The 12,341-nt window shown below is 55.1% G+C and carries 9 protein-coding genes and 1 pseudogene; 9 read left to right on the forward strand and 1 reads right to left on the reverse strand.

The window, feature by feature from the left end:
- Positions 1 to 19 precede the first annotated feature (19 nt).
- The 4 genes from HMPREF9334_RS00720 to HMPREF9334_RS00735 are packed head-to-tail and all read left to right on the forward strand — an operon-like array spanning position 20 to position 6,631.
- Positions 20 to 1,906: a glycosyltransferase gene (locus HMPREF9334_RS00720; protein WP_006691593.1), complete on the forward strand. Its 1,887-nt coding sequence runs from the start codon at positions 20 to 22 to the stop codon at positions 1,904 to 1,906.
- Entirely contained in the window at positions 1,903 to 3,810 is a 1,908-nt protein-coding gene (locus HMPREF9334_RS00725) for a polysaccharide deacetylase family protein (RefSeq protein WP_006691594.1), read from the forward strand. Before HMPREF9334_RS00720 ends, HMPREF9334_RS00725 begins: the two co-directional genes overlap by 4 nt.
- A gap of 24 nt (positions 3,811 to 3,834) precedes the next feature.
- Positions 3,835 to 4,860, forward strand: a complete 1,026-nt coding sequence (locus HMPREF9334_RS00730) for a glycoside hydrolase family 18 protein (RefSeq protein ID WP_006691595.1) — start codon at positions 3,835 to 3,837, stop codon at positions 4,858 to 4,860.
- 28 nt (positions 4,861 to 4,888) lie between these two features.
- Positions 4,889 to 6,631, forward strand: a complete 1,743-nt coding sequence (locus HMPREF9334_RS00735; RefSeq protein ID WP_006691596.1) for a polysaccharide deacetylase family protein — start codon at positions 4,889 to 4,891, stop codon at positions 6,629 to 6,631.
- Between the two features lie 56 nt (positions 6,632 to 6,687).
- On the opposite strand, the pseudogene speD reads toward HMPREF9334_RS00735, so the two are convergent.
- Positions 6,688 to 7,145: pseudogene (gene speD / locus HMPREF9334_RS11460) on the reverse strand (S-adenosylmethionine decarboxylase).
- A 245-nt stretch (positions 7,146 to 7,390) separates the two neighbouring features.
- On the opposite strand from speD, the gene HMPREF9334_RS00740 reads away from it, so the two are divergent.
- From HMPREF9334_RS00740 to minC, 5 genes are read left to right on the forward strand one after another with little or no spacing between them, the layout of a single operon-like run.
- Positions 7,391 to 8,425, forward strand: a complete 1,035-nt coding sequence (locus tag HMPREF9334_RS00740; protein WP_006691597.1) for a rod shape-determining protein — start codon at positions 7,391 to 7,393, stop codon at positions 8,423 to 8,425.
- Entirely contained in the window at positions 8,422 to 9,363 is a 942-nt protein-coding gene (mreC, locus tag HMPREF9334_RS00745; RefSeq protein ID WP_006691598.1) for a rod shape-determining protein MreC, read from the forward strand. The genes HMPREF9334_RS00740 and mreC overlap by 4 nt, the downstream gene beginning before the upstream one ends.
- Positions 9,360 to 9,857, forward strand: coding sequence for a rod shape-determining protein MreD (gene mreD / locus HMPREF9334_RS00750; RefSeq protein WP_006691599.1), 498 nt, complete (start codon positions 9,360 to 9,362; stop codon positions 9,855 to 9,857). The genes mreC and mreD overlap by 4 nt, the downstream gene beginning before the upstream one ends.
- Positions 9,858 to 9,880: 23 nt before the next feature.
- Positions 9,881 to 11,671, forward strand: coding sequence for a penicillin-binding protein 2 (gene mrdA / locus HMPREF9334_RS00755; RefSeq protein WP_006691600.1), 1,791 nt, complete (start codon positions 9,881 to 9,883; stop codon positions 11,669 to 11,671).
- A gap of 9 nt (positions 11,672 to 11,680) precedes the next feature.
- Complete coding sequence (minC, locus tag HMPREF9334_RS00760) at positions 11,681 to 12,337, forward strand: septum site-determining protein MinC (protein WP_006691601.1); 657 nt, start codon at positions 11,681 to 11,683, stop codon at positions 12,335 to 12,337.
- Positions 12,338 to 12,341 lie beyond the last annotated feature (4 nt).

The raw sequence follows: 12,341 nt of genomic DNA on the forward strand, positions 1-12,341 counted from the left end.
GTATTTGGCGCAGCAGACAATGGAGCTTGATGAGCGGCACAAGCTGAAGCAGCTCGCAGGGCAGGCTTCGGACGGCGTGCAGGATGTCCTGTATGAGGAGAAGCAGGATCGCCGCCTCCTCTCCCATGTGCCGGATTCGACAGGACATCGCAGCAATCACAGTCGCCGTGGAGCCTCGGAGGAAATGAATACCGAGGACTATGTACGCTATGAACAGGATGCAAAGAATGGACAGCGTTATCTCGTTGACTATCCGATCGAGATGCGCCTGCCGGGCGGCAGCAGCCTCACCGGGCGTGCGGTCGACATCTCCACGACGGGCATCCTCGTACGGATAGATACCGTTCCGGGGCGGGCTGCACCGACGTTTGAATGCGATGTCAAGCTGACCTTCGAGATCACGCCCGGCTCTATGCCCGAGGGCTATGAGATGAAGGTGAAAAAACTCCCCGCATCGGTGGTGCGTCGCTTTGAGACGGAGGCAGGGGTACTCTACGGTATGGAGTTCAAAAAGAGTCTCGCGGAATATGCTGCCGCTCAGCGTCGCGATTACATGCTGTGGATTGCATCATTTTGTCTTGCAGTTATTGCATTCATCATTGTACTTATGCGTGCGGAGTCTGTCATCTATTTCAAATTTAACCGATGGCTCTATCTCTACAGCATCATAGCGGCGACATTCCTTCTGACGCGTTATCTCTTTGCGTCGTTCTACCGTCCTGTACGCATTGACCCCGATTTTACACCGGCCGTGACGATCATCATACCATGCTTTGATGAGGAGAAGTGGATTCAGCGCACGATCCACAGTTGTATCAATCAGGACTATCCCGTAGACAAACTTGAGGTGATCGTTGTCGACGATCATTCCAATGACCGCTCTGCCGAGCGCGTTGTAGAGATGATCGAGCAGCTCAAGGCAGCGGATACGAGCGACAACGCCTATCATGTTTCCGAGCGCATTCGCTTTTTGCAGCAGCCGTTCAATATGGGCAAGCGCGACGCGATGGCGCGTGGTGCACGGGAGGCAAAGCACGAGCTGTTGGTCTTTGTGGACTCGGACAGTTTCCTTGATCCGTTTGCCGTACGCAACATCGTACAGCCTTTTCGTGACAAGGAGATGGGCGGCGTGTCAGGGCGCACAGATGTTGCCAATACCTACACCAATTCCCTGACGAAGATGCAGGCCGTACGCTATTCGGTCGCCTTCCGCATCATGAAGGCGGCGGAGGGGTATTTTGATGCAGCGACCTGTCTCTCAGGACCTCTGTCTTGCTACCGCAAGGATCTTGTGCTGAAGTATCTGGACGATTGGCTGAACCAGACCTTTCTCGGACAGAAGGCGACGTTTGGGGACGACCGCAGCATGACGAATTTTATCCTGCGTCATCATCGGACGACGTATCAGGACTCTGCCGTCTGTATGACGATCGTGCCGCGCTCCTATCATGTATTCCTGCGCCAGCAGATGCGATGGAAACGTTCGTGGCTGCGCGAGTCACTGATCGCCTCTAAGTTCATGTGGAAGAAAGAGCCGTTCATGTCGCTCGGGTTTTACATGGGCGTCCTTGTTCCGATCGCCGCACCGATCATCGTGCTCTACAACTTTCTCTATGTTCCGATCATGCACCGTGTATTCCCGACGAGCTTTATCATTGGCATGATGATGATGGCGCTGCTTATGAGTATGGCGCAGCTTCTTATCCGACGGAGTACGACGTGGATCTATGCGCTGTGGTTCTGCATCTACTATGAGGCTGTGTTGCTCTGGCAGATGCCTGTCGCATGGGTCACATTTTGGAAGACAACGTGGGGTACGCGTCTCACACAGGCAGATCTGGAGGAGCTGAAAAAGAGGCAGGAAAAGGAACAGGCGAAGAAGATGGAAATGGGAGGGGTAGGATGAACGAGAGGGAAGCCCCGACGAATGCCCCCGTAGAAATCGGTCATGAGGATTTTACAAGACGGAAGAAACGATGGAAAAAGGTACGTGTCTGCATGCAGTTTGTCATCCTGATTGCGGCAGTCTATGTCATTGTGAATCTCTTCTTTACATTCAAATCCTATGTAGCGTTTACAAATGATGATGTCAGTGACGTGGATCAGGGCTTTATTGCACTTTCGTACTTCGGTGTCGACCGTATCGGCGATACGAGCACGCTCATTGGCAAGGAGCAGCTGCGCCGGCAGCTGACGGAGCTGCGGGATCAGGGCTATGTCACGATCACGCAGAAGGACATCCTCGACTACTACCGCAACGGGAAGCCGCTGCCGCCGCGCTCCCTCTATCTGATGTTCGAGGATGGGCGGCGGGATACGGCGATCTTCGCGCAGGAGATCATGGAGGATCTGAACTTCAAGGCGACGATGATGACCTATCCGGAGAAGTTTGCGCAGAAGGATCCGAAATTTCTCATGCCAAAGGATCTGCACGAGATGGAGGAGTCCTCATTCTGGGAGATGGGGACAAACGGATACCGTCTGGAATACATCAATGTGTTCGATCGCTACAATAATTTTATTGGGGAAATCGATCCGCTGCGGTTTGATATGGTGCGCCCCTACCTCGGACGACGTTACAATCACTATCTGATGGATTACATCCGCGACAAGGATGATCTTCCGACGGAGAGCGAACGCCATATGAAGGCGCGTGTGAGCTATGATTACATGCGCCTGCGTGATATCTATGAGAATGAACTCGGCTATGTGCCGCAGACACATGTCCTGATGCATGCGAATACGGGGCGTTTCGGCAATCATCCGCTGGTCAGCGCGGTCAATGAGCGTTGGATTCGCGATCTCTTTCCGATGAATTTCAATCGTGAGGGCTTTGTGCTTAATGAGCGGGGAAGCAGCCTCTACGATCTCACACGGATGCAGCCGCAGCCGTATTGGCCGATCAATCACTTACTTATGCGGATCAAATACGATACGAATGACGATCTTGTGTTCGTGGAGGGGGAGCAGGAGACCCGCAGGGCGTGGGAGCTGCTGGAAGGAGCGCTGGAAGCGCATGATGAGTCCCTGATCCTCACGACGCTCCCGGAAGGAAACGCACTTGTACGTCTGCAGGAGGGAATGGAGCTGCGTGACCTGCGCTTTGAGGCATATGTCGAGGGCAATGCCTTTGGCGCGCAGCAGGTCTATCTGCGCAGCACATCGGACTGCAGCAATGCGATCCGCGTGCAGCTGGTCAACAATCAGCTTGTGGTCGAGGAGATCATCGGCGGTTCGGAACGTGAACTCTATCGGGAGAAGCTGCCCGTCATTCTGGAGGAGACGATTCCGTCCGTCGAGGAGGATCGTCGTGATGCGATGGTGCGCGAGAACGAGGCGTTTGCGCGCTATGCACCGTCGCCCATTGCCGCGCGGGAATACCTCGGACGTGCCGAGGCATTGCGTGATACGCCGGTTGCGACCGTCGCAGATGGTGCGGAACCGTACGAGGGCACGCAGAGCTTTCATCGGCGCAGCAAACATAGGATGGCGATTCTCCTGCGCGATGATCTCCTGTCCGTCGAGATCGACGGACATATGGGGCCACAGGAGCTGCCTGTGCGCCTCACAGAGCGGGGCAGTATTTTCCTCGGCGCTTCATGGAAGGGAGCTGCGTGGAGTCAACGAAATCTTGCGGATGATGTATATGACGGTATCTTTCATAAGGTCCGGCTTCTTGCGCATACGGGGCGCGACGCCGGTGAGGGGCGTGTGCTCTATACGAGCGAGTATACAGGTTGGGAAAAGACGAAGAAGAATATGAAAGAGCGATGGGATGCGCTCATCGCTTGGTTCTTGGAGTATTTGTAAGAGATGAACAAAGGAGAATACCCTATGCGGCCCGGCATGATCTGCCTGCTGTTTGCTGCGAGCGTGCTGCTCGGCGGATGCGTGGAAGCGGAGCCGCTCAGGAGTGGTCCGCACCCGCTGGTACATCTGACGGCATGGCAGACCTATTGGGATATGGAGGGGGGCAGGAACGACTATGACCTGCTCCGCAAAAAGATGGACGCTATTTCCTATTTCGCTGTCGCCTATGACGAAAATGATGCTCTCTATGTGCCGGAAGCGGTTCGTGCGATGGCAGAAACATATAAGGGGAAAAAAATTGAAACATATCTGAGTTTCACAAATGACATTGTGGGGAAGCGTCGTTTGGAAAAGGACAGGGAACTCCTGTGGCGTCTGCTTGGCGATGATGCCGCCCTCGACCGTACGGTCGAGGGAATTGTCTCGCTTGCAGCCCAATTCGGTGTGCGCGGCGTGGAGCTGGACTATGAGAACTTTGCGAAGGATGAGAAGCTGTTGCAGCGTTATCTGGTCTTTACCTATCGTCTGTCGACAGCGTGTGTGCATCAGGGGCTAAAGCTGCGTATCGTTCTCGAGCCGTCCGTACCGTTTGATGCCGGCTTTGCAAAAGGACCTGAGTACGTCGTCATGCTCTACAATCTCTATGGCAAACACAGCGGACCCGGGGCGAAGGCGGACGGTGCATTCATCGAAAAGACGCTTGTGAGGATGGAGGCTCTGCCCGAAAAGCGTGCCGTTGCCTTTGCGACGGGGGGATGTCTCTGGCAGGATTACGGTCTCTTTGGACGAAAGAGTGGTGAGTGTCGTTTTATCACGGAACGAGAGGCGGTCGATCTTGCGAAAAAACACCGTGTCATGCCTGAACGGGATGAGGAAAGTGCCGCGCTGCACTTTCGCTTTGATGCGGACGGACATGAAACAGAGGTATGGTATGCAGACAGCGAAACGCTGAATACCTGGATCACGCTCGCTGCCAACCGCGGCATCTCATCTGTGAGCATCTGGCGGCTCGGCGGAAATGTGGATCTTGGACAGGTGCATAACAAATAAAAACTTTTCGATGAAAAGGAGGGCGATGATGCGGCATAAGAATGTAGTTTGTATTCTCATCGGCATATTCTGTCTCCTTGGGCTGTGCACCGATATGCGTGCGGCGGCTGCGGCAGACTATGCGGCACTGCGCATTGCGAACGGGGGGCGAATTGCACACGCGCAGCGGTTTATCACCTCGGTAAAGCCGGCCGTCATTTTTACCTTTGGCGGGTTGTCAAAGCAGGAGGCACTGAATGATATTCTGCATGAGATGGAAGCGCAGGGGATGCGTGGGACGTTCTTTGTCACGGAGCGCGAACTCCAACGCAATGGTGACAATATTGCCCGCATTGTCGCTGAGGGGCAGGATCTCGGCGTAGGTCTGCGCCCCGTGGAAGGGGCGGATTTTGCGGACTACTGTGCACAGATCGAGCGCATTCAAACGGCACTTCGGACGCGTTACGGCACTGAGACGAATGTTGTGCGTCAGATGTCGGGGGCGGAAGAAGATGTGATTGGTGAGGCTGTTTCTGCGATGGGATGCGTTCTCGTCGGGCAGAGCGTCAATATTGTGCAGTCCAAGCATAAGAATGCACAGAGCGCAGAGGAGGTGATGCCGCAGTTGTTTGGGCGGTGGACGACATCACTGAATCGCGGTGCGATTGTCTATCTGCGCACGGACTTTTACACGCGCCCTGCGCTCGCGGCGGAGATGCTGCATGCGGTGGTGACGGCAAAGGTGGATAACATCGCCTACACGAGTTTCGGTTCTGCAGGCGCACAGGCAATGCACGAGCGGGAGGCATCGCGCTATGCGATGATCTCGGTTGCGGATGGACTGCGTGATACAGCGGCATGTTATACGTATCCCGTAGATTTGAGCGCGCTGCCCGAGGAGATGCGTCCCTGCGTGCGCTCCCCCTTGCTGGAGGGAAGGGCGTTTTCGAAGGAGTTCTTCAAACGGTATATTGGTGCGCCCGAGGTCGGTGAGAATGACCGTATGCTCGGATTTTCGCGCAGTGAGATTGCACAGGCGGATCAGACGGGCATTGTCAAAACGGTTGCGGACAATACGGTCTTTCTGACGTTTGACGACTGGGGCAGCGACGACACCATCAATCATCTGCTCTACGTCCTGCGTAAACATGAGGTGCATGGGACATTCTTCGTCATTACATGGAACATCCACAACAACCCGAATCTCCTGCGTGCGATTGCAGCGGAGGGGAATGAGATCGGCAGTCATACGGACGGACATAAACCGATGACGATTCAGGACGAAAAGGGGCGGCAGATTCCCGTACAGAATCCGGAGGAGTACGATGAGGATGTGCGTTCTTCCTATGAAAAGCTGGCGGCGACCGTTGGCGACATGAAGCTGCAGTCGGGACGATACGTGCTTACGCGTCTCCTGCGCCCGCCGACGCTTGCCGTCAGTCGTATGGGCGTTGCGGCGATTCTGAACAATGGATTTACCTATGTGGTCAACGGCAGTGGCAGCACGGAGGACTACGATGCAGTTACGATGGAATCCCTCGTCGGCATCATGCACCGCCTGACGCATGAAACAGACGGTTCGGTGAAGCGCGGTGCGATCCTCGTCATGCACATGAGCTCGACTGCTGCGCGGACGGCGGAGGCCCTCGATATCCTCCTTACAGCGAATGACGCACTGCCCGAGGGACATCCCGGCAAGTTTAAGATCGGACTGCTCGGCGACTATCTCACGGGTGACTACGATCAGACGATGAAGCAGGTGAAGCCTGCGGCAGGATATAAACTTCACTAAAAAACCCCTTGAACAACTCCGTTGGTCGGAATTTGTTCAAGGGGATTCTGTTTGTCTCAGCCGCGGTTACGCCGTGCAAGGATGCGGATGACTTTTGCCCCTGTACTCTTGATCTTGCGGATCGGGGCGACGCGTGTCGTGGTCTTCGGACGAATCTCAGAGGGCGAGCGGAAATCTCCGCGCCTGAGATGGGTGGTTTTTGTTTTTCGGGTTGAAATGCGTTGCGCAGAGTGCGTGCGATCGGGTCGAGCGCCGCGTCCTCCATGCAGAGATAAACGTCGAGCGAGACATGGTGCAGGTCGGGATGGACATGCAGTGCCAAATGCCCGTCCGGCAGAAGCGCCATGAGTGAGATGTGTCCGCTTTTCTGCACATCGCTGATGATCTGCAGGGGAACGAGATCGAGTTCTCTGAGTGCATCGGAGACTTTTGTACGTAGCTCTTCCTCGCTGCTGCATTTGCCGGCCTTGCAATTATAAAAATCCACTGTCAGCATCCTTGATTGAATGTTCATGCGCATCCGTCTCCTTACACAGTGTATATCTTGTTCTCATTATAGAGGAAAGGACGGCGTACGTCAAGAAATATGGTCGAATTGTCCTAAATGGATGTCCGTCCATATGAATTGCTTTTCCCAATAAAATCTCATGGAAAAATATACGCGCTTATGATATACTGATTCTGCACGCCTGATGGGCGGTGCAATGGAATTATTGATACGAATACATCTTAACTTGACGGAAGGAGACTTCTTTTATAATGTTTGGTCTTTTTGGTGGACACGATATGGGGATTGACCTCGGAACGGCAAATACACTGGTACATGTCAAGGGGCGCGGCATCGTTCTGCGCGAACCCTCTGTTGTTGCAATAAAGAGTGATTCGGGTGATGTTCTTGCGGTGGGCGAGGAAGCGAAGCAGATGATCGGTCGCACGCCTGGCAACATTGTCGCGATTCGTCCGATGAAAGACGGTGTGATTGCGGATTTCGACGTGACGCAGGCGATGCTGAAATACTTCATCCGCAAGGCAATGCGCTCGCGGTCATTTGTGCGTCCGCGCGTTGTGGTCGGCGTTCCCTCCGGTGTCACGGAGGTGGAGAAGCGTGCGGTCATTGACGCGGCACAGCAGGCAGGTGCGCGTGAGGCGTATCTGATCGAGGAGCCGATGGCGGCGGCGATTGGCGCGGGGCTTCCGGTGGAGGAGGCAACGGGCAGCATGGTTGTCGATATTGGCGGCGGCACGACGGAGATTGCGGTCATCTCGCTCGGCGGTATCGTGACGAGTCGTTCCATCCGCATCGGCGGCGATGAGATGGACTCGTCGATCGTGCAGTACATCAAGCGGATGTATAATCTCATGATTGGTGAGCGCACGGCGGAGGAGATCAAGATCACCGTCGGCACGGCGATTGTCACCCCCGATACAGATCGTACCATGGATATCCGTGGGCGCGACCTTGTAAGCGGTTTGCCAAAGACGCTGACGATCCATGCGAAGGAGATTCGCGAGGCTCTGAATGAGCCGATCTACAAGATCATCGACGCGGTAAAGGGAACTCTTGAAAAGACACCGCCGGAACTTGCGGCGGATGTTATGGATCACGGCATCATGATGACGGGTGGCGGTGCGCTGCTCATGAATCTGGACAAGCTGCTCTCACATGAGACGGGGATGCCCGTACTCGTGTCGGAGGACGCGCTCTCCTGTGTCGGCGAGGGGACGGGACGTACCCTTGAGAACATCGGTCTTCTCAAGAACGTTGTCATGTCCTCGAAGAAGTTGAAGCAATGATTGACCGAATCGGACGGGCAAGACAGGCGGGACGGAAGATATGGGCACTGCTCTTCGTTCTGCTCGCTCTGTTCTGCGTCATTTTCTTTGCCGCCCGTGGACGTTTTCAGGCGACCGCATCGACGAGCACAGTGGGAACGGTGCTTGCGCCGTTCGAGATGGCATTTTCCTTTGTAGGACAGCAGGTTCGCCATGTGACCTCGAATCTTTGGGAAATTGCAACGGTACATGAGCAGAATCAAATGCTCAAAAATGAGGTCGAGCAGCTGCGCCGGCAGAATACGATGGCAGAGGAATATGCAGCGGAAAATGTGCGTCTGCGTGAACTCCTCGCGTACAAACAGGCGGCGCAGCAGTTCGATCTTCTTGCAGCGCGCGTCATCGGGCGTGATGCGGCACTCTGGACGAGTACGATCGTTGTGGACCGCGGATCGAAGGACGGCGTACGTGAAAATATGCCCGTGGTTACGGGCAAGGGATTGGTGGGCCGCGTAACGGAGGTTGCTCCGCTCTCGTCGAAGGTGCAGCTGATTCTTGATGTGCGTTCTTCGGTCGGCACACTTGTCCAACGCACGGAGTCGCGTGTGACGGGCATCGTCACGGGGACGATGGATAATCCCTATATGCCGCAGATGGTGAACATCCCGCGCAATGCGGATGTGCAGGACGGTGATGCCGTTGTTACCTCTGGTTTTGGCGGCATCTACCCCAAGGGAATTCCCGTGGGCAGCATTGTCTCGCAGCACAGTGACGACACGGGACTTTTGAAGGTTGCTATCATTGAGACGGCGGTAGATTTTCAGCGCCTTGAGGATGTGGCGATCATCACGGCATCGCGCGAGGCTCCGCCGGCTCCGATTCAGCCGACACCGCTCAGTCCGGGGGCGGCTGCTGCGGCGCAGATCTCTGCAGAACAGGCAAAGGCGGCGGGGCAGTGAAGAAATACAAGTTTTTTTTCGTGTTTTTTATTGCTTTGTTTGTCCTGCAATTTTCTTTTTTGCCGCTGGTATCCGTTTATGGGATTGTTCCCGATTTGCTCCTCCTTGCAACGGTTTCTTACGCTTTTCTGCGCGGCAGCGTGTGGGGGGGATTTGTCGGTTTTGCCCTTGGCATGGTGGAGGATCTGAGTGTCGGATCGTTTTTCGGGCTGCACGCATTCACGTTGACGCTGATCGGACTCTTTTTCGGACGTTTCTCTGATCGCGTGTTCAAGGAACAGTTCTTTCTCCCGATTACAGCATCGGTTGCGGCAACCTTCGCAAAGTATGTGATTTCTGCGATGCTTGTATATTTGCTTGGCTATCATTTTAACCTGTTTTTGCATATGGGACGTGTACTCTTTATTCTGCTCCTGTTTCAGCTGATCTTTGCATATCCGATTCACTGGGCGACCTTCCATTTGGATAAGCGCGTACGCGACCCCGAGCGTTAGAATGCATTTCTCGGAGTGTAATTGTGAACGAAAATGAAGATTTTAGCGGACGTCTGCAATTCTTAAACTTTGTGCTTGTGCTTATCATTGTGGTGCTGATCGGACGGGCGGGCTATCTGCAGGTCTATGACGGCGCGTTTTATGCGCGTCTTGCCGAGGGGAACCGCATCCGCATTATCCCAGCGGAGGCGGCACGCGGGACATTCTATGACCGTAACGGCGAGCTGCTCGTGACGAACCGTCCCGGTTTTGCGGTGTCACTGCTTCCCCTGACCGAACCGATTTCGCCCGAGGTGATTGCGCGTGTATCCAAGCTTATCAATGTGCCGGTGGAAGAGATTCAGCAGAAAATTGACGCGCATGTGGGCTTTGATCCGATCCGCATTAAGACCGACGTGCTGCCCGATATTGTTACGATTATTGAGGAGCAGAAGGACAACTACCCCGGTGTTGTAATCGAAGTTCTGCCGATTCGTGACTATATTTATGGAGAATATGCGGCGCATGTATTCGGCTATGTGAGCGAGATTAACGAGGAGGAACTGGAACGCCGCAAGGATGATGGCTACAAGTCGGGCTATATCATCGGGAAATTTGGTCTTGAACGCATCTACGATAAGGATGTGCGCGGCATCAACGGCGGTGACCAGGTCGAGGTGGATGTATCGGGGCGGCCCATACAGCTGCTCGGGCGGCAGTCGCCTGTTCCCGGCAACGATCTCGTCCTAACGATCGACAAGCACCTTCAGGAGGCAGCAGAGCAGGCGGTAGACGCCCAACTTGCGTTGGTGCACGCGTATGCTGCTGCTGCTGTCGTGATGAATCCGCAGACAGGTGAGGTGTTGGCGATGGTCAGCCGCCCCGCGTTCAATCCGAATCTTTTTGCGGGCGGTATCTCCACGCTGAACTGGAATGTATTGAACAACAATCCCTATCACCCGATGGACAACAAAGCGATTACGGGCGAGTATCCTCCCGGTTCGACATTCAAGATTGTAACGGGCACGGCGGCGCTCGCCGAGCACAAGGTGACACCGCAGGAAAAGATATTTGATTCGGGGCATCACTGGATCATCCCGAAGACGAATGCGGGCGGCGAGGCGCTCGGCTGGATCAACTTCCAGGAGGCGATGGCGCACTCGGACAATGTCTACTTTTATGAGATGGGCAATCGCCTTGGCGTCGATGCACTGGAACGCTATGCGCGGATGTTTGGGTTGGGTGAACGCACGGGGATTGATCTGCCATATGAGGCAGAGGGGCTCGTGCCGAACCGCAAGTACAAGGCGGACAACTACGAGGACGGTGAGTGGTATCTCTCCGAGACGTTCGATGCGGCGATCGGGCAAGGCTTCAACCTTGTGACCCCGCTGCAGGCGGCGATGGTGATGGGGGAGATTGCGGCGAACGGCAAGCGTTATCAGCCGCATCTCGTCCAGCGAATTGTGGATGTCCATGGGAATACGGTGCGCGAGTTTCAGCCGAAGCTGCTCTCAGAGTTGGATGTGAGCCCGTCCGTCATTCGCAATGTGCAGGAGGGACTGCACAGCGTGACAAAAATCGGTACGGCGGCAGGCGTGTTTGCCGGATTCCCGATCGATATCGCAGGCAAGACGGGCACGGCGGAGAATTCACAGGGACGCGACCACGGCTGGTTTGTGGCGTATGGTCCCTATGCAAATCCGACGATTGTTGTCGCGGTGATCGTGGAGCAGGGCGGCTTTGGTTCGCTGTCTGCGGTGCCGATCGGCCGCAGGATTATGGAGGCGGCATTTCGACTGGATCGTGTTCCGCAGGATGCAGGGAAGAAATGAGGGACGGAAATGAGCGAGGATAAGATCAAAATCAAAGGGGAGAACGGCGGGCTCATGCTTGGATTCCCCGCCGATATGGATTTTTCGGAGATCGTGGCGGAGCTGGGGGCGAAACTGGAATCCGGTTCGGGTTTCTTCCTGCGCGGTACATTGGTGCGTGTTCCAAGGGATCGCTTTGCGAAAGAAGAATTTGCCGAGCTGCAGGAACTCTTTCGGACCCATGGGCTGATCTGCCGTCTGGCAAAACCAGAACCGGTTGCTCCCTTCGTGCCTCCTGCTGCCGCGCATCCGCGTGAAGTAGAGCCCGTGCCGCCGCAGGAAAAACCACAGGAAGAACTGCAGCGTATGCTCGTCATCGACAAGACCTTGCGCGGCGGTCAGGCGGTGGAGACGGAAGGCTCTGTCATTGTCTTTGGAAATGTCAACCCAGGTGCGCAGATCACGGCGGGCGGCAGTGTGGATATCCGCGGCACATGCCGTGGTGTGATTCATGCGGGTGCCGCAGGGGACTCGACTGCGTTTATTATTGCAGATCATCTGATGCCGACACAGATCCGTATTGCGAACTATGTTGCGCGTTCGCCGGATGAGCCGGAGGACTCAGGAAAGGCGGAGCGCGCCTATGTGAAGGACGGTCAGATCGTCATTGAGCCAATAGAGAGGTAGGTTT

Source organism: Centipeda infelix ATCC 43532, assembly GCF_000234095.1.
GTDB lineage: Bacteria > Bacillota > Negativicutes > Selenomonadales > Selenomonadaceae > Centipeda > Centipeda infelix.

Excerpts from the sequence above, each read along its gene's own strand:
- mreC (WP_006691598.1), top strand. The coding sequence starts at position 8,422 with ATGATTGACCGAATCGGACGGGCAAGACAGGCGGGACGGAAGATATGG.
- HMPREF9334_RS00740 (WP_006691597.1), top strand. The coding sequence starts at position 7,391 with ATGTTTGGTCTTTTTGGTGGACACGATATGGGGATTGACCTCGGAACG.
- HMPREF9334_RS00735 (WP_006691596.1), top strand. The coding sequence starts at position 4,889 with ATGCGGCATAAGAATGTAGTTTGTATTCTCATCGGCATATTCTGTCTC.
- minC (WP_006691601.1), top strand. The coding sequence starts at position 11,681 with ATGAGCGAGGATAAGATCAAAATCAAAGGGGAGAACGGCGGGCTCATG.
- HMPREF9334_RS00730 (WP_006691595.1), top strand. The coding sequence starts at position 3,835 with ATGCGGCCCGGCATGATCTGCCTGCTGTTTGCTGCGAGCGTGCTGCTC.
- HMPREF9334_RS00725 (WP_006691594.1), top strand. The coding sequence starts at position 1,903 with ATGAACGAGAGGGAAGCCCCGACGAATGCCCCCGTAGAAATCGGTCAT.
- HMPREF9334_RS00720 (WP_006691593.1), top strand. The coding sequence starts at position 20 with ATGGAGCTTGATGAGCGGCACAAGCTGAAGCAGCTCGCAGGGCAGGCT.